Source organism: Acidimicrobiia bacterium, from assembly GCA_040902765.1.
Lineage (GTDB): Bacteria > Actinomycetota > Acidimicrobiia > Spongiisociales > UBA11373 > DATKBG01.
Genome location: JBBDWO010000022.1, coordinates 1 through 18,147 on the forward strand (window position 1 = coordinate 1; position 18,147 = coordinate 18,147).

The 18,147-nt window shown below is 68.4% G+C and carries 23 protein-coding genes; 6 read left to right on the forward strand and 17 right to left on the reverse strand.

Translation table 11 applies throughout. From position 1 onward, the window contains the following. Positions 1-386: 386 nt before the first annotated feature. The 3 genes from WEA29_06245 (at position 387) to WEA29_06255 (ending at position 3,713) form a co-directional block, all read left to right on the forward strand. Positions 387-2,510: a heterodisulfide reductase-related iron-sulfur binding cluster gene (locus WEA29_06245; GenBank protein ID MEX2323355.1), complete on the forward strand. Its 2,124-nt coding sequence runs from the start codon at positions 387-389 to the stop codon at positions 2,508-2,510. 70 nt (positions 2,511-2,580) lie between these two features. Then, entirely contained in the window at positions 2,581-2,751 is a 171-nt protein-coding gene (locus WEA29_06250) for a hypothetical protein (protein MEX2323356.1), read from the forward strand. Positions 2,752-2,843: 92 nt separating this feature from the next. Beyond that, a complete protein-coding gene (locus WEA29_06255; GenBank protein MEX2323357.1) occupies positions 2,844-3,713 on the forward strand; it encodes a site-specific DNA-methyltransferase in 870 nt (289 codons plus the stop codon). Positions 3,714-3,831: 118 nt separating this feature from the next. Here the strand turns inward: WEA29_06255 and WEA29_06260 are convergent, their stop codons facing one another. From WEA29_06260 to ald, 17 genes are all read right to left on the reverse strand, one after another. Further along, complete coding sequence (locus WEA29_06260) at positions 3,832-4,890, reverse strand: DUF2332 domain-containing protein (GenBank protein MEX2323358.1); 1,059 nt, start codon at positions 4,888-4,890, stop codon at positions 3,832-3,834. Positions 4,891-4,932: 42 nt separating this feature from the next. Next, a complete protein-coding gene (locus WEA29_06265) occupies positions 4,933-5,319 on the reverse strand; it encodes a hypothetical protein (GenBank protein ID MEX2323359.1) in 387 nt (128 codons plus the stop codon). Further along, complete coding sequence (locus WEA29_06270) at positions 5,316-5,684, reverse strand: hypothetical protein (GenBank protein MEX2323360.1); 369 nt, start codon at positions 5,682-5,684, stop codon at positions 5,316-5,318. Before WEA29_06270 ends, WEA29_06265 begins: the two co-directional genes overlap by 4 nt. Beyond that, positions 5,668-5,988 carry a hypothetical protein gene (locus WEA29_06275; GenBank protein MEX2323361.1) on the reverse strand — a complete coding sequence of 107 codons (321 nt, stop codon included), beginning with the start codon at positions 5,986-5,988 and terminating at the stop codon, positions 5,668-5,670. The genes WEA29_06270 and WEA29_06275 overlap by 17 nt, the downstream gene beginning before the upstream one ends. A gap of 35 nt (positions 5,989-6,023) precedes the next feature. Next, positions 6,024-6,200 carry a hypothetical protein gene (locus tag WEA29_06280; protein ID MEX2323362.1) on the reverse strand — a complete coding sequence of 59 codons (177 nt, stop codon included), beginning with the start codon at positions 6,198-6,200 and terminating at the stop codon, positions 6,024-6,026. A gap of 11 nt (positions 6,201-6,211) precedes the next feature. Beyond that, entirely contained in the window at positions 6,212-6,934 is a 723-nt protein-coding gene (locus WEA29_06285) for a type II secretion system F family protein (protein MEX2323363.1), read from the reverse strand. Continuing rightward, positions 6,931-7,713, reverse strand: coding sequence for a type II secretion system F family protein (locus WEA29_06290; GenBank protein ID MEX2323364.1), 783 nt, complete (start codon positions 7,711-7,713; stop codon positions 6,931-6,933). Before WEA29_06290 ends, WEA29_06285 begins: the two co-directional genes overlap by 4 nt. Beyond that, positions 7,710-8,651, reverse strand: a complete 942-nt coding sequence (locus WEA29_06295) for an ATPase, T2SS/T4P/T4SS family (protein ID MEX2323365.1) — start codon at positions 8,649-8,651, stop codon at positions 7,710-7,712. The genes WEA29_06290 and WEA29_06295 overlap by 4 nt, the downstream gene beginning before the upstream one ends. Beyond that, complete coding sequence (locus WEA29_06300; protein MEX2323366.1) at positions 8,648-9,685, reverse strand: hypothetical protein; 1,038 nt, start codon at positions 9,683-9,685, stop codon at positions 8,648-8,650. The genes WEA29_06295 and WEA29_06300 overlap by 4 nt, the downstream gene beginning before the upstream one ends. Beyond that, positions 9,682-10,260 (reverse strand): hypothetical protein, encoded by a 579-nt coding sequence (locus WEA29_06305; GenBank protein ID MEX2323367.1) that lies wholly within the window; start codon positions 10,258-10,260, stop codon positions 9,682-9,684. The genes WEA29_06300 and WEA29_06305 overlap by 4 nt, the downstream gene beginning before the upstream one ends. Then, a complete protein-coding gene (locus WEA29_06310; GenBank protein ID MEX2323368.1) occupies positions 10,257-10,598 on the reverse strand; it encodes a hypothetical protein in 342 nt (113 codons plus the stop codon). Before WEA29_06310 ends, WEA29_06305 begins: the two co-directional genes overlap by 4 nt. Before the next feature lie 84 nt (positions 10,599-10,682). Beyond that, positions 10,683-11,072, reverse strand: coding sequence for a DUF2237 domain-containing protein (locus WEA29_06315; GenBank protein ID MEX2323369.1), 390 nt, complete (start codon positions 11,070-11,072; stop codon positions 10,683-10,685). Positions 11,073-11,097: 25 nt separating this feature from the next. Beyond that, positions 11,098-11,529 carry a DUF2017 family protein gene (locus WEA29_06320; protein MEX2323370.1) on the reverse strand — a complete coding sequence of 144 codons (432 nt, stop codon included), beginning with the start codon at positions 11,527-11,529 and terminating at the stop codon, positions 11,098-11,100. Beyond that, positions 11,526-11,819, reverse strand: a complete 294-nt coding sequence (clpS, locus tag WEA29_06325) for an ATP-dependent Clp protease adapter ClpS (protein MEX2323371.1) — start codon at positions 11,817-11,819, stop codon at positions 11,526-11,528. Before clpS ends, WEA29_06320 begins: the two co-directional genes overlap by 4 nt. Next, positions 11,816-12,031 (reverse strand): helix-turn-helix domain-containing protein, encoded by a 216-nt coding sequence (locus WEA29_06330; GenBank protein MEX2323372.1) that lies wholly within the window; start codon positions 12,029-12,031, stop codon positions 11,816-11,818. The genes clpS and WEA29_06330 overlap by 4 nt, the downstream gene beginning before the upstream one ends. Before the next feature lie 306 nt (positions 12,032-12,337). Continuing rightward, entirely contained in the window at positions 12,338-14,227 is a 1,890-nt protein-coding gene (locus tag WEA29_06335) for an ExeM/NucH family extracellular endonuclease (protein MEX2323373.1), read from the reverse strand. 144 nt (positions 14,228-14,371) lie between these two features. Then, positions 14,372-15,487, reverse strand: coding sequence for an alanine dehydrogenase (gene ald / locus WEA29_06340; protein MEX2323374.1), 1,116 nt, complete (start codon positions 15,485-15,487; stop codon positions 14,372-14,374). 235 nt (positions 15,488-15,722) lie between these two features. On the opposite strand from ald, the gene WEA29_06345 reads away from it, so the two are divergent. From WEA29_06345 to aroF, 3 genes are all read left to right on the forward strand, one after another. After that, positions 15,723-16,307, forward strand: a complete 585-nt coding sequence (locus tag WEA29_06345) for a nucleotidyltransferase family protein (GenBank protein ID MEX2323375.1) — start codon at positions 15,723-15,725, stop codon at positions 16,305-16,307. A 187-nt stretch (positions 16,308-16,494) separates the two neighbouring features. Then, positions 16,495-16,899, forward strand: a complete 405-nt coding sequence (locus tag WEA29_06350) for a DUF4332 domain-containing protein (protein MEX2323376.1) — start codon at positions 16,495-16,497, stop codon at positions 16,897-16,899. Between the two features lie 88 nt (positions 16,900-16,987). Continuing rightward, a complete protein-coding gene (gene aroF / locus WEA29_06355; GenBank protein ID MEX2323377.1) occupies positions 16,988-18,022 on the forward strand; it encodes a 3-deoxy-7-phosphoheptulonate synthase in 1,035 nt (344 codons plus the stop codon). Positions 18,023-18,147: the final 125 nt, after the last annotated feature.

The following is an 18,147-nucleotide window of genomic DNA, read 5'->3' on the forward strand; positions in this document are numbered from 1 at the left end:
AGTCACACCCCGGGCCCCACTCCCAACCCACCAAGCGTGACATATAGGGGGAGTAGCGCCGAAGGCGGGGAGGGGGGAGGGCTAACCCTACGGAGGCCCCGCGACGCGTTTGGGCTCCCCCTCCGTCAGCGATCTGGCGGTCGCTGCCACCTCCCCCTTCGGGGGAGGAGAGGTGTGGGTGCCCTGAGGGTGCCAACCCCTCCGTCAGCGCTTGCGTCCCGCGTCGGTGCGTTACCACTCTCTCCCCCCGAAGGGGGGAGTACCGCCGAAGGCGGGGAGGGGGGAGGGCTAACCCTACGGAGGCCCCGCGACGCGTCTGGCCCTCGTCCCTCGCCCCTTAGACTCCGGCGGGTCGTTGACGGAGGTGTGAGCCGGTGCCGCGCTGGATGGTGAGGCTGGTCTGGGCGCTGGTGTTCGTCGCCCCGGCGAGCGTGCTCCTCCTCTGGTGGTTGGGCGGTCTCACTCCCAAGCACGATCCCGAGGTCGGTCGCGTCGTCTTCGGCAATATCCCTGACCCGGTCGTCGTCGGGTTCTACATCGCCGTCACCCTGGTCATCGGCTACGCCGTCTACCTGTTCGCCATCCGGGTGAAGAACTGGGATCGCGGGGCCGCGGAGACTCGCCGTGGCCTGTGGGGCCGCCGTCTGCGTGAGCTCGAGCGTGGCCTGAGCATGCGCTCGGTTATGGAGCGCAAGGACACCGGCCTGATGCACGCCATGATCTACTACGGGTTCATCGTGCTGTTCCTGGGCACGGTGACCCTGGAGCTGGACAACATCGCCCCCACCAGCCTCAAGTTCCTCGAGGGGGCGTTCTATCAGTGGTACTCGCTGATCCTCGACGCCTTCGGTCTCGTGTTCCTGGCGGGGTTGGCCTGGGCGGCGATCCGGCGGTGGGGGGTTCGCCCGTGGCGTGCCCGCACCAAGTCGAAGCCCGAGGACGCACTGATCCTCGGCTTGCTTGCCTTCCTCGGCATCAGCGGCTTTGCGGTCGAGGGGGCTCGCATCGCGCTGGTGGGCCGTCCCGCCTTCGAGACGTGGTCCTTCGTCGGCTATCCCCTGAGCGGCCTGGTGCCGCAGGCATCGGCGTCGGCGATCCACCTCGCCTGGTGGGTGACCCATGCGGTGGCCTTCCTCGCCTTCCTCGTGGTGCTGCCCACCACCAAGCTGCGCCACATGTTCATGTCGCCGTTGAACATGGCCCTGGCGCCGCACGAACGCCCCAAGGGGGCGATGCGGGAGATGCCCAACCTGTTGGAGATGACCGAGGAGCTGGAGACGGTCGGGGCCTCCAAGGTCGCCGAGTTCACCTGGAAGCAGCTCCTCGACACCGACGCCTGCACCATCTGCGGCCGCTGCACCTCCGTGTGCCCGGCGAATGCCACCGGCAAGCCTCTCGACCCGCGCGAGATCGTGCTCAAACTGGGCGAGGTCGCCGCGGCCACCGCGTCACCGCGGATCACGCCGCCGGTCGGTCTCGACGCCGCGATCACGGTGAGCTCCGACTCCGTGTTCGAGCGGATCACCGCCGAGGAGCTGTGGGCGTGCACGTCGTGCCGTGCCTGCGACGAGGTGTGCCCGGTCGACATCGAGATCCTCGACAAGATCCTCGACATGCGCCGCTTCCTGACGCTCATAGAAGGGGAGTTCCCCGCCGAGCTGGGCAAGACGTTCATCAGCCTGGAGAACTCGTCGAACCCGTACGGCATGAGCCAGCAGAACCGGGCCGACTGGACGGCGTCACTCGACTTCGAGGTGAAGCGCCTCGGCGAGCCCGGGGTGACCGCCGAGTACCTGTACTGGGTGGGCTGCGCCGGGTCGTTCGACGACCGCAACAAGAAGGTGACCGTGTCGACGGCGCGGCTGCTGCACGAGGCCGGCGTGGACTTCGCCATCCTCGGGCCGATGGAGCTGTGCACCGGCGACCCGGCTCGCCGGGCCGGCAACGAGTTCGTATTCCAACAGCTCGCGCTGCAGAACATCCAAACCCTCGACGATCTCGGGGTCCGCAAGGTGGTCACCCAGTGCCCGCATTGCTTCAACACCATCGCCAACGAGTATCCGCAGTTCGGCGGATCCTACGAGGTGGTCCACCACAGCCAGGTGCTCATGGACCTGCTCGCCGACGGGCGGATCACGCCGAAGGGGCCGAGCGATCAGCGGATCACCTATCACGACCCGTGCTATCTGGGCCGCCACAACGACGTGTACGTCGCCCCCCGCGACGTGCTGTCGTCGATTGCCGGTGAGCTGGTGGAGATGCCCCGGTGCGGAACCGGATCCTTCTGCTGCGGCGCCGGTGGGTCGCGCATGTGGATGGAGGAGCACGACGGCAAGAAGGTCAACATCGAGCGCACCGAGGAGGCGATCGCCACCGGGGCCGACGTCATCGCCACCGGCTGCCCGTTCTGTTACGTGATGCTCGACGACGGCGTCAAGGAGTTGGGCAACGAGGAGGTCGTCGTCCAGGACCTCGCCATGCTGCTCGCCCGCCGGGTGTTCGACGAGTAGCGCGACTCTTGGTCTTGGTTTTCGCCCCTTACCGCTTTAGGCCCTTCTGAAACAGTCCGATAGCCGGGGTATGAAGTGCACCCGTTGCGGCGCCGACGGCGCCGTCGAAAACCGAGGCACCGAGTCGTTCTGCGTCGACTGCGCTCCCAAGCGGGACTGGCAGGAGCTGATCGCACTGGTGCAGGACGCCCACGTGGCCACCCCGGTGGCCAGCGGCCGTCCCGCCCTGCGCTCCGCCTGAGCCGACCTCCCGCTTCGCGTCCGGCGTTCAATCCTCGCGCCTGTGGATAAGTCAGGCTACGGTTGCCTGCCACGTCCGGAGGTGTGACACCGGTGGGAACCGAAACCGCCAGCTTCGGCGCGGGCAAGCGCGAGAGCCACGACGCAGCCGCCTTCTACGGCCGTCGCATGTCGCAGCACGCCGCCCCGACGACCGTGGGCCAACCCGTCGATCCGCCCGCTTTCGTGATCGACCGGCTGTTCTGTAAGTCGTCGGAGACGATGGAGGAGCTCCCCGACGACTGTGTCGCCCTCATGGTCACCTCACCCCCGTACAACGTGGGCAAGGAGTACGACGACGACCTCACCCTCCACGACTACCTGGACCTGCTGCACCGGGTACTCAAGGAGACGGCGCGGGTGCTGGAGCCGGGGGGCCGGGTTGCGGTCAACATCGCCAACCTGGGTCGCAAGCCGTATCTGCCCCTCAACCACCACGTGGCCGGGATGCTTGCCGACATCGGGCTGCTACTGCGGGGCGAGATCATCTGGCAGAAGGCCGCCGGCGCCGGAGGATCGTGCGCCTGGGGATCCTGGCGGTCGGCGAAGAACCCGACCCTGCGCGACGTCCACGAGTACATCCTGGTGGCGTCGAAGGGCACCTACCAGCGCAACCGGATCGGCGAGGACACCATCGCCAAGGAGGAGTTCCTCGAGGCGACCACGTCGGTGTGGCACATGAGGGCCGCCTCGGCGCGCCGCATCGGGCACCCGGCACCATTCCCCGTGGAGCTGCCGTCGCGTCTCATCGAGTTGTACACCTTCGCCGGCGACCTGGTCCTCGACCCCTTCATGGGCTCCGGGTCCACCGCCGTCGCTGCAGTGCGCATGGGCCGCCACTTCGTCGGCTACGACACGAGTCAGGCATACCTGGACATAGCCAGCGCGCGCATCGAAGGGGCGCGGTCAACGCTCAACGCTTAACGCTCAACGCCAGAGTCGGCGCGATCTTGCGTTGTGGGGTTCGGGTTCACTCGATACTTGTGTGGTGGGCGGAGGCTCAGCGCTCAGCGCAAGAGTTGGCGCGGTCCTGCGTTGAGCGTTAAGCGTTCTCTGCGTTGTCCTCCCCCCACTCCAGCCACTTGCCGTGGAAGTGGGCTCTGCCCAACTCGATCTCCTGGGCTTCGCCGTTCTCGTACCGGGTGTGGATGAGGAGTGACACCGGCCCGGGCATCTCCAGCGACACCCGGTGGATGGTTCGTTCCTCGGAACGCTCCAAGAGGGTGCGGTGGATGACGACGCGCCCCTCCTCGGGGATCTGGTTGAGGGCGAACGAGTGGTACACCAGGGGCGTGGCGTCGGCGGGCACTCCCTCGAGCAGTTTGGGGAGCTCCTCCGCCGCGTCGCCCCGGATCACCGGTGGCGGGTCCTGCCGGGCGACGGCGAGAGCGGTCTCGAGGCGGACGAAGCGTGCCTTCGACTCGGGCCATATCAGGGCCCGCTGCCAGGCGACGGCGTCGGCGTCGAACGGGTCGACCGGGTTGAGATCCACGCCGATGCGACCTGCCACCGTGGGCAGCGGATCGGGTACCGGTGGTGTGCCCGACCGGATCTCGGGGGTCAGCGTCAGCGGTGAGTCCTCAGGACCGGTGGTTCCCAGATGCCCGTAGTCGAAGCGGTACCGATCGAACAGCAGGTTGAGACCGGCGCTCGGTCCCAGTTCGATGAGCCACAATGGGGCCTCCGACTGGTCGGCTACGACGGCGAAGGCCGGGAGAAGGATTGAGCAGCGGAGCACCTCGTTGGTCTGGACACCGCGAGTGGTGACAAGATCGGTCAACTCGTCGACATGCCGCTCGCAGAAGTCCTTGAACAGCGGCGGTGCATCACCCTGCGGCGTGGCGTCGCGGGCGATGCTCGGATAGTGAGCAGCGAGCGGGTCCTCGGGATGCATCGCCAGCAGGTAGTGGACGGCGGCGAACAGGTTGAGCGGGGCCGGCAAGCCCTCGGGAGCCTCCCCGAGGATCGCCAGCACCGTCGGATCGTCGGCCAGGGCAGTGCCGACGGCTCCGTACAGGGGCGAGTCGGCCGCCCCAACGCTCGCCCAATGAGAAATCCGAGCGGTCAGGTTCCCGCCGTCCGGGCGGTCTCGGTTGCGCATGGGTGCGACGGTACCCGGGGTTTGGGGCTGTCTCTGCCGGGGTCAACCCTGGACCGGTACGGCACAGGCCGACGCTGTGACCCTGGTGGCGCCGGCGCCGACCACCCGGAGGATCGAGACCGGTACCGGGACCGTCACCCGAACGCAGACGCGAGTGCTGGTTGCCGCGACCTCGGCGGAGCGATGTGGGGCGACAGCCACGGCGAGCGCCGCCTCGCGGGCACGACCGGCGTCCAGAGAGAGCCTGTCGAGGCGGGCGGCGGACTCGTCGATCCAACCGGCCCCCGCCTCGGCGGCGGCCGATGCGGTGTGGGATGCCTGCCGCCACGCCGCAGCCACCCGAGCCAGATCCACGGCCAGGCCCAGCATGACCACCGATCCGAAGAGCAGCACGGCGAGGGTCAGGGGAACCGACCCGCGGTCGTTCACGGCGCCGATCGGTACGGCGCAACCGGCTGTACCACGGAGGCGGCGACGCCGAGGCTCACCCAGCGCAGCACCGGGTGAGGGAGGCGGACCCGTGTCGAGACCGTCGCGGTCACCGACCCTCTCGCCTCGGTGACGGTGATCGCCGCGCCGTCGGGTGCGATGCCGCGCGCGACGAGCGTGGCGTCGTTCAGATCGCCACTTCGGGCGGCGACGATCGCCGCGGTACGCGCCGCCTCGTCGACTCGCTGGCGCGTGTCGGCGAGGACCCCTACCGCCGAGGTGATCGCCGCGACCACGATCAGCACCCCGGCGGCGAGGGCGATGTCGGCGACGAGCACCGACCCGTCGTCACGGGGGAGTCGCACGCTGGACCTCGGCTCTGGTGGCGATGCTGAAGGGGATGAGGATCGGTCCCGGTGGAACCCAGGTGAACCGGGCCTCGGCGACGGCCCTTCGGGCGTCGACGGTCACATCGGCCACCACATCGATGGCACCGGGAACCGCCGAGGCGACTTCGGCGAGGAGCGACGCGGCCTCCCTCGCCGGATCGACATCCTCGACGGCGGCCCGACGGGCGCTCGCCGCCACCGCCGAGTCGGCGATCGATCGGGCACTCATGGCGAGTGACATCTGCACCAGCAGCGTCAGCAGGAGGAACACGGCCGCCATCGACGCAATGCCCTCGATAACCGCGCTGCCGTGGTCTAGCCGAAGAACCCCGACATCTGGCCGACGATCGATGCCCACAGCGATGTCGCTGCCGATCGGATCTGGGGTAGCAGCACCGCCACCACGAGCACCGCGATCGCCGCCATGCCGAGCCACTCGACGGTGGTGACGCCGTCCTCGTCGTTCAGGGTTGGCTTCTGGCCATGCCACACATTCGCTCCTTTCACGGTCGGGCCAGGGCGGTGAGCCCTGCCAGGGTCGGGTACATGAGAAACACCAGGGTCACTGGGATCATGAGTCCGAGGATCGGTCCGTACACCGCCAGGGCACGGGTACCGCCCTCGGCGGTCAAACGATGCTCGAGACCGCCGCGCAGGTCGTCGGCGAGATCGGAGAGGTTTTCGGCGAGTCGGCCCCCGGCCCGATGACCGTGGGCGAGGAGGAGGTACAGACGCCGCGCCTGGGGACTCGCCGTGCCATCGGCGGCGGCCCGCAGACGCGCTTCGAGCCCGTCCGCCCCCGAGTCCACGACGGCACGCAGCTCGTCGGTGACCACGCCGCCGGCCGATCCGCACAGATGCCTGATCGCTCCCGACACCGAGTCGCCGGCGAGGATCGAGAGGGCGAGCGCATCGGTCACCGTCGGGAGCTCGTGCTCCAGCCGGACCATGCGGAGCCGCTCCCTGCGGGCGGCTCCGACCCGAGAGCCGACGATCCCGGCGACGGCGAGCAGGGGCACCGGGGCGATGCCGGTCCCCTCCGCTGCTGCGGCCACGACGACGCCCAGGGCCCCGCCGACCATCGCCGATGCCGGCACCCGTATCGTCCGCTGGCGTCGCGTAGTTCGGGTCGGTTCGGTCACCAGGTACCGGTCGATGACGGGCTGGCGGGGACGCACCGAGACCACCAACAGCGCTGCGGCGGCCGCCACCAGGACCGCGGTCATCGAAACAGCCTCGGCGGCTCGGAGAGGCGGGCGGTCCTCACCGCCAGCGCGTAGCCGATCGTTGTGGCGGCCAATCCACCCGCCACGATGGCGGTACCCGTCGGGGCGGCGTAGCTCGTAGCCGCGGTCGGATTGGTGGCGAGGGTGAGTACGAGGATCGCCCACGGCGCGAGCAGCGCCACTCGAGCGGTGAGCCGCTGCTGGGTAAGGGAGGCGTCATGGGCACGCCGGAGTCGCACGTCCGCCGCGATCGAGGCCGCCAGGTGGGCCAGGATCCCGTCCACCCGACCGCCGCCGACCGTCGCCGCCGTGACCAGGGTCATGAACACGCGATCGGCGACCGGGTCGTCCCACTCGGCGCGGACGATCTGCATCGTGTCGCTGAAACTCGCTCCCCAACCACGGTCGAGGTCGGCGAAACGCCCACCGAGGTGCCTTCCCGCCGATCGTGTCGCCTCCGGGATCGGCGATCCGCCAGCGACCCTGGTCCTGATGGCGGCGAGGAAGTCGGCCCAGCGGTCGGCGATCTGATGAGAGGCGCGACGGCGTCGCCAGGCGCGGATACCGGACGGGACCGGCATGACGAGGACGCCCACGGCGACGGAGACGGCGTTGGGGGCACCGGAAGCCGCAGCGAGACCGTACCCGATCACTCCCGCTGTCAGCCCGAGCCCAATCCGCGACAGCACGCCGACAGCCGTCGAGGTTCGCAGCAGCCGCCTCGGCATGGCCAGCGTCAGCGGGATGGAGAAGGCGGCGAGCGCGGCGACGACCCTCATGGCGCCTCGTTCACCGAGTACACGGGATCCGGATCGAACGCCCCGTGGGCGTCGATACCGACCACTCCCGTCACTTCCCGAATCCGGCGCCCAGAAGGGGTTCTTTCCATGAAGACGACCAGGTCGGTAACCGCGGCGAGGGCGCGGCGCACGTAATCGACGTGCACGTTGCTCCCCGCGAGCACGCAGTACCCGACCACTTTGTCCAGAGCGTCGGCGGCCGAGTTGGCGTGCAGGGTGGCGATTCCCGAGCAGCCGGCGTTGAGGGCGAGCACCAGGTCGAGTGCCTCGGGACCGCGCACCTCGCCGACGACGATGAGGTCAGGCCGCTGGCGCAGTGAGGACCGGATCAGATCGCGCAGGGTGATCTCGCCGCCGCCGTCGAGGCCGGCTTCGCGGGTCTGCATCTGCGTCATGTCTGGGAGGTCGGCGTCGACCTCGAACACCTCCTCGCAGGTCACCACCCGCCGGTCCGGTGGCACCTCGGTGAGGAGGCAGTTGACCAAGGTGGTCTTGCCAGCACCGGGTGCCCCGGCGATCAGGATCGTGTCCCCGGCGACGACCGACTGTCGGAGCAGGTCGGCGACCCGGTTCGGCATCGATCCGACCTCCACCAGGTCGTCGAGGCCGGCGGCGGCGACGACGAACCTCCTGATCTGGACGTTGATGCGATCCGGGTGCGTGACCGGCGGCCCGGTGATGTGTACCCGGCTTCCATCGGGGAGTTGGGCGGAAACGATGGGACTCGCTAGGTCGAGGCGACGCCCCGTCCCGTCGAGGAGGCGGTCGATGAGGGTCCTGACCGTGTCGGTGTCGACCACGTCGGGGAGCAGCTGTTTACTGCCCGCTCGGACGACGAAGGTGCGCCCGCCGCCGAGGACGATCACCTCCTCCACCAGGGGGTCGGAGAGGACGTCGTCGAGGAAGGCGACACTCACCTGTGCACCTCCGATGAGAGCGGTCGGAGGCGGGCCAGCAGACTCTTTGGGGGTGGACCCGCCACCCGAGCAGCCGCGGCGACGGTCGGCATGTCCCCGAGGATCACGAGGGGATCGAGACCGGTCCACCGCCGTACCGATCTGACCGCCTCGCGTGCTCCCGACCGGGGAACCCGGTTGAGGACGAGACGCGGTGGCGGACCTGCCCACGACTCGATCATCTCGGTCGCCCGCACGATGCCCCGCGGTGTCGCGTCGACGACCACGATCGCCTCGTCGGACGCCTTGAGGAGATCGTCGGGGCACGACGGTCCGGCGTCGATGATGACGCCGCTCACCGCCCGCAGGGCGTCGATCACGTCGAGTACCGACTCGGCTCGGAGTCGGGGCTCGCCCCGACGGTGCGATCCGGGGAGCACACCGAGGAGTCCCACCGAATGGAGCAGAGTCGTCGGCGCGCCTCCGGTCTCGTGCACGCGATCGACGGCGTCGGTGAGATCGGGCCGCGGCTCCAGTCCGAGGCGGATGGACACCCCTGGGGCATCGGTGTCGGCATCGACCAGGGTTGTCGGTGCCGACCGCGAGGCGCTCCACGCCATGGCGACGGCGATCTCGGTTCGCCCCGGAGCGCCACGGGCCCCGGTCACAACCGTGAGCGGCTTGGCCTCCGCAGAGCTGGCAGTGACCGGTTCGAGCAGGCGGATCTCGCGCAGCATCACTTCGGCGTCGAGGTCGTCGGGGAGGACGACATCGGCCCCTCCGGAGCGAAGACGATCGGCAGCGGGGCCGTCGCCCACCGGATGGATCCCCACCACCCGAAGTCCCACCCGCTGCCACGACATGAGGCGTGCCGGCGTGGCCCACGGTGTCTCCGATCCGACGACGACCACATCGAGGGCGTTGGCGAGTTCGGAGACGTCACCGGGGCGGAACGCTCGCAGCGTGAGCCGAACCGTCGCCGAGGCTCGGGCCGCCGCGACGAGGCGCGCCTCCCACTCGCGTGCCGAGAGCACCGTGGCGACCCGGAGGGTCATCGGTCGACCTTCACCAGGTAGAGCGATCCCTCGTCCACGCCTTGGATCAGGGCGCGCGCCTGTCGATCGCTCACCGCCAGCAGCAGAGCCACGTCCGACGATCCGAGTCCGCCGGCACCGGGTTCGGCATCGAGGACCAGAACCGAAGGAGAGAGCCGACGGGGCGATGCGTCCTCACTGAGGGCGTACACGGCGACTCGATCGCCCGCCACCAGGTCACCGTGGACCGCCCGGTCCGACCGCAGCGTCAGGCCGATCGTGTCGAGGCGTGCCGAAGGGGGCTCGGCGAGGAGCGACAGGAGAACCGGATCGCCGTCGGCGAGCCGAGCGGTGAGCACCATCCCGGAAGCGGTGTCGAGGTTGGCGGCAAGGAGGACCGGGCCGGGGTCGACGATGGGAACGGTGCGTGTGGGTAGGGACCCGATGGCCACACCGGGGGGGAGCGGTCCGTCGGCGACGACCACGTCAATGGCTGAGGGTGGCGCGGTGAGTGCCGCAGTGGCGAGCCCGGCGACGAGGGCGGCGACGGCGGCGAGTGCCAGGCGGAGGTCGAGTTCGAATCGGCGTCCCCTCATGTGCTCAGTTCCACGCTCACCACATGGGGGAAGGCGACGACTCGGAGACCGCGGTCGGATCCGATCTCCACGTGGTCGATTCCGACCCCGGATACCCGACCGCAGTGGGTCCCGCCGTCGGTGGCGGTGAGGCGAACCGCCGACCCGGCGTCTTCGGCAGCCAGGAACACGTCCCGGAGTGAGCGGTTGCGTCGAGCGGCGCAGCGCGCCGCCTCCATCTCGGCCTCGAGCGTGCGGTCCATCCGGTCGCGCAGTCGTCTTCCGAGACTCGCCAGGTCGGGGTGGGCACTCGTCTCCACAGCGTCCCCTTCGGGAGCCGTCAGGGGAGTGCGCATCATTCGACGCGTGACGGTGCCGGTTACCTATCAACCGAGGGGGGCCACCTCAAGGGTGTCGTCGAGTCGAGATTTCGCGAGTCTGACCTACTCCAGCCCGCTCGCATCCTCGGGGACGTCGACGGCGTATTCCTCGAGGACGTCGAGCGGGACGATGTCGAGGACCGCCTCGTTGGTGGAGGCCAGCACCACCGGGGCGGCGGCGCCATCGGCGTGGGCTCGGGCCCAGTTGCGGGCGGTGACGCACCAGCGGTCCCCGGGACGAAGGCCGGGAAACCGGAACCCGGGCATCGGCGTGGTCAGGTCGTTGCCGATGAAGCGCTGGTGGTCGAGGAACTCGGCGGTTACCACGGCGCAGATGGTGTGGCTGCCGAGATCGTCGGGTCCGGTGGCGCAGTTTCCGTCTCGGTAGAACCCGGTCATCGGGTCGGAGGAACAGGGCTCGAGCTGTTTTCCGAGCACGTTGCGGTCCGGCATAGCCCCAGTATCGCCGTCCGTGGCGTCAGGTCAGGACGCGTACCAGCGTGTCCTGGAGGTACCCGAGGTACATGAGCAGGGCGGTCTCGGGATCGGTCGGATCCCTTGCCTCCTCCCAGCCGTCGTCTTCGATGCCCAGGCGGTGGGCGAGGGCGATGCGGGCATCGCCGATGACCCGCATCCAGGCCATCGCCGCCTCCTCGTCGAGGACCTTGGCGTCGAGGGTGGCGGTCATCATCGTCCGGTCCTCGCCGCGGGCGGTGTCGAGTGAGTCCCCGAGCAGGGCGCGGTATCCGTGGTCGGCTTCGGCGTCGTCCGGGTGCGCCGTGTAGGCGAAGCGGCCGTCGGCGTCGCCCGCAGCCTCGATGACGCCGGTCAGCCCTCTGAGCACCCGGCGTTCATCGGCGCCGAGGCGGACGGCGACACCGTCGCCGGCTCGGGCGAAGGGCTCTTTCACGTTCGCTCCAGCGTGGCCCACAGGCCGTGGTGGTGCAGCCGATGGCAGTCGTGCTCTGCCTTCTCCAACGGCCCGTTGGACACGACCGCCCGGCCCTCGTGATGGACCTGCAGCATCAGGCGGGTGGCTTCCTCCACGGAATGTCCGAACAGTTTGCGCAGGACCCACACCACATACGACATGAGGTTGACGGGGTCGTTCCACACGACCACCTGCCAGGGTCGGTCGGACTCGTGGTCGGTATCGACGGATGGGTGATCGGTCCGTTGGGGTGTGGTGGTCGTGCTCACGGTCTCCGGCTGACGATGGGCGACAGTCGTTGGGCGTTGAGCCACTCCTCGAAGTCGACTCGAGAGATCCGCCACTCACGGCCCATCTTCACGGCGGGAAGGTCACCTGCCCGCAGCACTCGGGTCACCACGAACGGGGAGACGTCCATGTACTCACACACATCGGCGACCGACAGCCAGTCCTTCGATATGTCGACGCTGATCCGCTCCATGAGCCAGAGGGTACTGAGCCATCCCGGCGATCGGAAGGGGGAGGAGAGGCGAGAGACAAGAGGCAAGAAGTAAGAAGCGACAGTCAAGACGCAAGAGGCGGTCTGGCGGGTCTTGCTGATCCGGCCCGGGCCCACCGCGAAGCGACAAGCCGAGCAGCAGGGGGAGGGTGCGCCGCATTCAGGTCTCCTGTGTTTGCGGTCACCCGACGCTAACCGATCGTCGGGTCCGTTTGCGGGTCGTCCAGGCCCAATGAAGAGGGGCCGGCACCAGGGCCGGCCCCTCTTCTCCTCATCACAGCGACCGGGTCAGCCTATGAGGACCAGGCCCACGATCACCGGATCGTGGTCGGACACCCGGTAAGGCAAGGGCTCGAACAGTGCGTCTTGTGCCGCCTTCTTGAACGAGGTGTCGTAGTCGAGGATGTCCGGCTCGTCGGCATTGATGTGGAACACCGTCACGCCCTTCACCTGCGAGAGCAGCGATGCGCTCGCCAGGGCATAGTCGAGGGTTCCCAGCTGGCCGTCGAACAGGTACGTGTAGGCCGTGTTCTTCCCGGGCTTGTTGATCAGGTCGAAGAAGTTGTCCCCTCCGCCCTGTATGCCGTCGGGACCGAGCTTGATCCGGTCGATCGGGTCCTCGTTGGCGTAGGAGTTGAGATCTCCGACGATCAGCACGTCGGGATCGCCGGTCGACTCCTGGAGGTCGGCGACGAACGCCATAAGCGCCTCGGCCTGGGCCACCCGCGTCAGGTTGCAGTTCGCCTGATGGACATCGAAGGGATCGCCGATCGAGGCGCAGCTCGAGCCTTTCGACTTGAAGTGGTTGTTCACCACGGTGAACACTTTGCCGGGCTCACCCACCGGATGGAAAGTCTGCGCCACGGGCGGCCTGCCCAGAGGCTCGACGTCCCACAGGTACGAGAGTGGTGGACGCACGCTGTCGAACGCCGGGTCGGCGATCGTCTGCGGAGCACCTACCGGCACCACCGACGAGACGCGATAGATGATCTCGTTGCGAACCGGGTAGTCGTTGTAGTGATCGAGCTCGCCGATCCACGCCCACGTCCCGGGACCTTCGATCGCATTGAGTTCGGCAACGAGGGTCTCGATCGCGGTGTGATCGGGCACCCCATCGGCATCGCGTACCCCGCTCTCGATTTCCTGGATGGCGACGATGTCGGCGTCCAGGGCAATGATCCCGACAAGCAGTTTTGCCAACTGCCGGTTGTACTCGGTGACGTTGTCGGCACCCCGGCAGTCCGACAGCCCGGTGGGCCCACAGACGTCCGGGCCGGAGTCGATGGTCGTGAAGAAGTTGAGCACGTTGAACGAGGCCACCCGGACATCTCCCCGGATCGGGTCCGGGCTGGTCGGCCGTGGGTTGGTGTTCTCGTAGTCAGCGCCGGTGGTCGGCTGGATCCGGAACAGGCCGAAGCCGTAGCTGATGGCGCCGGTCACGTTGGTGAGGGTGTCGCCCCCACGGAACGTATTGGTGAGCGTGAACTCCAGCCCGTTGGGGTGGATCGCCGGATCAGGGTTCGATGAAGTGCGGTTGTCGTCGATCGTGATCCGGTTGGCGGCATTGGCCTCCTGGATGGCGAAGGCCTTGGCGGAACCGGGCTCGGCGATCTGCGACGGCTGGTACTGCCGCTCCGTGGTCACCACGATCTCGCCGAACCGGTCGAAGTTGAAGAACTCCGATATGTAGAGGGTCTGCGGGAAGGTCACCAGCATGCCCTCGATGGTCTCGAAGTCCATCGGGACGGTGGCGACCGTCGGGGCGATGCTTACCCCGGTGTCGCACGTGATCACGTCGATGTTCTGCAGCTGCGTCTCACCGAAGCGTTCGTCCACGAAGCCCGTGATCCGCAAATGATCGCCGACGTTTACGTCGAAGCCCCAGGTGTTGCGATGGGACACGAATATTCCATCCGAGGTGGCGGGATCACCGTCACCGACTGGATCCTGGAGGAAAAATCCACTCAACTCCGAGGACTTCTGCACGTCATGAGTGACGACGCCCTCGGTGGTGACCCATTGGTGTTCGAAGGGGCTGGAGTCGCCCGAACCCTGGATGTCGTAGATCGGGGTGAAGAGTTCACCGCATTGCCCGTCGACAGCCGCGGCCAGGCCGATCGGTAGTACGGCGGCGATGGTGGTGAGCGCCACGAACAGTCGTAGGCGGTTCCGTGTCACGTGCTCCTCCGTGGAGTCAGTGGGTGAATCCCTTGTTCCGCCCGGGACCCTAGCGAATCCGAGCGTGGTGGGTGAGAGGGCAGATCGCGGCTCGTGCCGACTACTAAGTACCAAGTACGGCCGTCGGCTGTGCCGACGGCCTCCCTACGCCGCTACCACTGCGGCGGCGTTCACGTACTCCACGCCGAGGTAGGCGGCGACGGCCGCGTTGGTGACCGAACCCCCGGCGACGTTGACGCCGGAGAGAAGCTCGGGGTGCCGCCGCGCGGCCTCGGGGAGTCCGTCGGCGACGGCGACCACGTACGGCAGCGTGGCGTTGGTGAGGGCGTACGTCGCCGTGTTCGGCACCGCTCCGGGGATGTTGCCCACGGCGTAGTGGATCACTCCGTGCACCTCGTAGACCGGGTCGCTGTGGGTGGTTTCGCGTGCCGTCTCGATGCAGCCGCCCTGGTCGATCGAGATGTCGACCATCACCGACCCGGGTCGCATCGCCGCCACGAGATCCTCGGTGACGACGATCGGCGCCCGGGCGCCCGGGACGAGGACCGCTCCGACGACGAGATCGGACTCGGCGACAAAGCGTTCGATCGCCAGGGTCGACGAGGTCACGGTGGTGAGGCGGCCCCAGCGCAGTTCCTCCAGGTGCCGGAGCGGCGCCACGTTGATGTCGAGGATCACCACCTGGGCGCCCATGCCCACGGCGATCATGGCGGCGTTGCGTCCGGCCATGCCGGCGCCGAGCACGGTGACCTTGCCGGGAGACACCCCGGGGACGCCACCGAGCAGCACTCCGCGACCGCCGCGGGGCCGCTCCAGGTAGTGGGCACCGGCCTGGACGGCCATCCTGCCGGCGATCTCACTCATCGGGGCGAGCAGTGGCAGGACACCGTTGGCCAGTTGCACGGTCTCGTAGGCGATCGCCGTGGCCCCCGACTCGATCAGAGCCCTGGCCTTATCCGGGTAGGCGGCGAGGTGGAGGTAGGTGAACAGCGTGTGCCGGGGTTCGAGCATGGAGATCTCGGACGGCTGCGGTTCCTTCACCTTGACGATCAGGTCGGCGCCGCCGAACACGTCTGCCGCCCCCGGGACGATCTCGGCGCCGACCGCTTCGTACGCGGCGTCGGTGATCGACGAGCCGGTTCCGGCGTCCCGTTCGACCAGGACGCGGTGACCCTTTACCACCAGCTCCCGCACCCCCACCGGGGTGAGGGCCACGCGGTACTCCTCGGTCTTTATCTCCCTCGGCACCCCGACGATCACGACGGTCTCCCTGACGATTGCACTACGGCTCCAAGATTGGCAGATTCGCGCGAGCCCGTGTTGGACACGTGAGCCGTGGCGCTGGTTACGGGAGGCGCAATTCGCGATTCGCGATTCGCGATTCGCAGGACGCGCCGGACCGTGTGTTGGCCTTTGGCTCTGACGGGCGACGGGCGACGGGCGACGGGCGACGGGCGACGGGCGACCGGTGACGGCTCCCTACCATCGCGTCTCCATGACCACTACCGCTGCCATCGTCCTCGCCGGTGGGCGATCCAGTCGTCTGGGTCGTCCAAAGCAACTCGTCGAGGTCGACGGCGTGCCGCTGCTCCAGCGGGTGGTCGACGCGGTTCGCTCCTGGCCGGTGGATCCGGTCGTCGTCGTGCTCGGCTCAGGTGCCGATGACATTCTCGAGGCCGTCGACTTCGGGGAGGCGATGGTTGCGGTCAACGACGATTGGGGGGAGGGCATCGCATCGTCGCTCCGGGTGGGGCTCGACATCCTGTCGCGAGATTCCAAACTGACTCACGCCCTGGTGGCGCTCGGCGACCAGCCGTCCATCCCCGACGACGTCCCGCAACGGCTGATCGAGGCGGCGATGGACACGACCAAGCAGGCGGTTGTCCCCGTGTATCGGTACGACCGGGGGAATCCGGTCCTCCTCGAGCGTTCGCTTTGGGAGCGGCTCATGGCCCTCGAAGGCGACACCGGCGCCTCGGCGTTCCTGGCCGCGCATCCGCGTGTCGTCGAGGAGGTCCGTTTCGACCACATGCCGCCGCGCGACATCGACACCGAATTCGACGTCGCCGACCTCGACTGAGGGGGTACGCGAACAGGTCGCTGGCTCCGTCAGGTTTCGGCTTGCCACAAGCCGAAACCTGATCCCGGAGCGAGCCTGTTCGCGTACCCCCTGAGCGCGCCACTCGTTGGGTCGGTAGTCTCGGCCCCCGTCCCGGGTAGGCCGCCCGGACGGTGAACAGACCGGGGCCGACTTGGGAAGGAGCGGGATGCCCTCCATCGCCAGCATCCACGGATTGGGGATCAGGCAAGCGACGACCCTGCGCAAGCACCGCATCCGAACGACCGAGGCCCTGCTGCGTCGCTCCTCGACCAAGGCGGCTCGCAAGCGGTTGGCCACCGAGACGAAGATCCCGGAGCCCTCCATCCTCGAGTGGGTGAACCGCGCCGACCTCATGCGGGTCAAGGGCATCGGCACCGAGTACTCGGACCTGCTGGAGGAGGCGGGCGTCGACACGGTGCGTGAACTCAAGACGCGCAAGCCCGCCAACCTCCACGCCGCCATGGTCGCCGCCAACGACAGGCGGCGTCTGGTGCGTCGACTCCCCACCGTGGAGATGGTCGAGAAGTGGGTCTCCGAGGCTGCGTCGCTGGCTCCGATGGTCAAGTACTGAGGGGCGAGGAACGAGTAGCGAGGGGCGAGGGCACCGACGAGCAGCCGCTCGAGCCGGTGGCCCACCGGAGACAGGTATCGTCGCCCTGATGGCACACCCGGCTGGCGACGACTCGATGATCGTGGTGATGCGGGCCGACGCGTCCGCCGCCGACGTCGAGCAGGTGGTGGAGCGACTCACCGACATCGGCGCCGAAGCCCACGTCTCCGAGGGTCGCCGCCGCACCATCATCGGAGCGGTCGGTGACCGGGCGGCGATCCAACAGCTGCCCTGGGAGGCGTTCCCAGGGGTCGAGCGCGCCGTTCCGGTTCTCAAGCCTTACAAGCTGGTGAGCCGCGACTTCCAGACCACCTCCACGGTCGTCGACGTCGGGGGTGTGTTGGTGGGGAACGGTTCGGTCACCGTGATGGCCGGCCCGTGTGCCGTCGAGGGCCGTGAGCAGCTGTTCGCCGCCGCCGGAGCGGTCGCCCGGGCGGGTGCCTCCATCCTGCGCGGGGACGCCTTCAAGCCGCGGACCTCCCCGTATTCGTTCCAGGGGCTCGGCGAGAAGGGGCTCGAACTGCTCGTCGAGGCCCGGGCCGAGTTCGGGCTTCCGTTCGTCGCCGAAGTGGTCGACCCGCGCGACGTCGAGGTGGTGGCGTCCTACGCCGACATGGTGCGGGTGGGCACCCGCGCCATGTCCAACTTCCCGCTGCTCGCCGAAGTCGGGCGCCAACCCAAGCCGGTGCTGCTCAAGCGCGGGTTCACCGCGACGATCGAGGAGTGGCTCAACGCCGCCGAGTACGTGTTCAAGGAAGGCAACGAGCAGGTGGTGCTCTGCGAGCGCGGGATCCGCACCTTCGAGACCCAGACCCGCAACACTCTCGACATCTCGGCGGTGCCCGTGATCAAGCAGCTGTCCCACCTGCCGGTGATCATCGATCCCAGTCACTCCGGCGGCCGCAAGTCGCTGGTCCCGGCCCTGGCGCTGGCCGGGGTCGCCGCCGGGGCGGATGGTCTCATCATCGATGTTCACCCCACCCCTGAGACCGCCAAGGTGGACGGAGATCAGGCGCTACTGCCATCAGAGTTCGCCGACCTCATGGTTCAGGTGCGCGCCGTGGCGGCAGCGTTAGGGCGGTAGGCGCCGCCTTCGGCGCCGTACTTGGTACTTGGTAGCTGGAGACAGCGCGGATGGGTGTAGGCGGAAACCCTTCCTCCCCCTGAAGGGGGGAGTCCCGTAGGGAGCGGAGCGACCGGAGGGGAGGG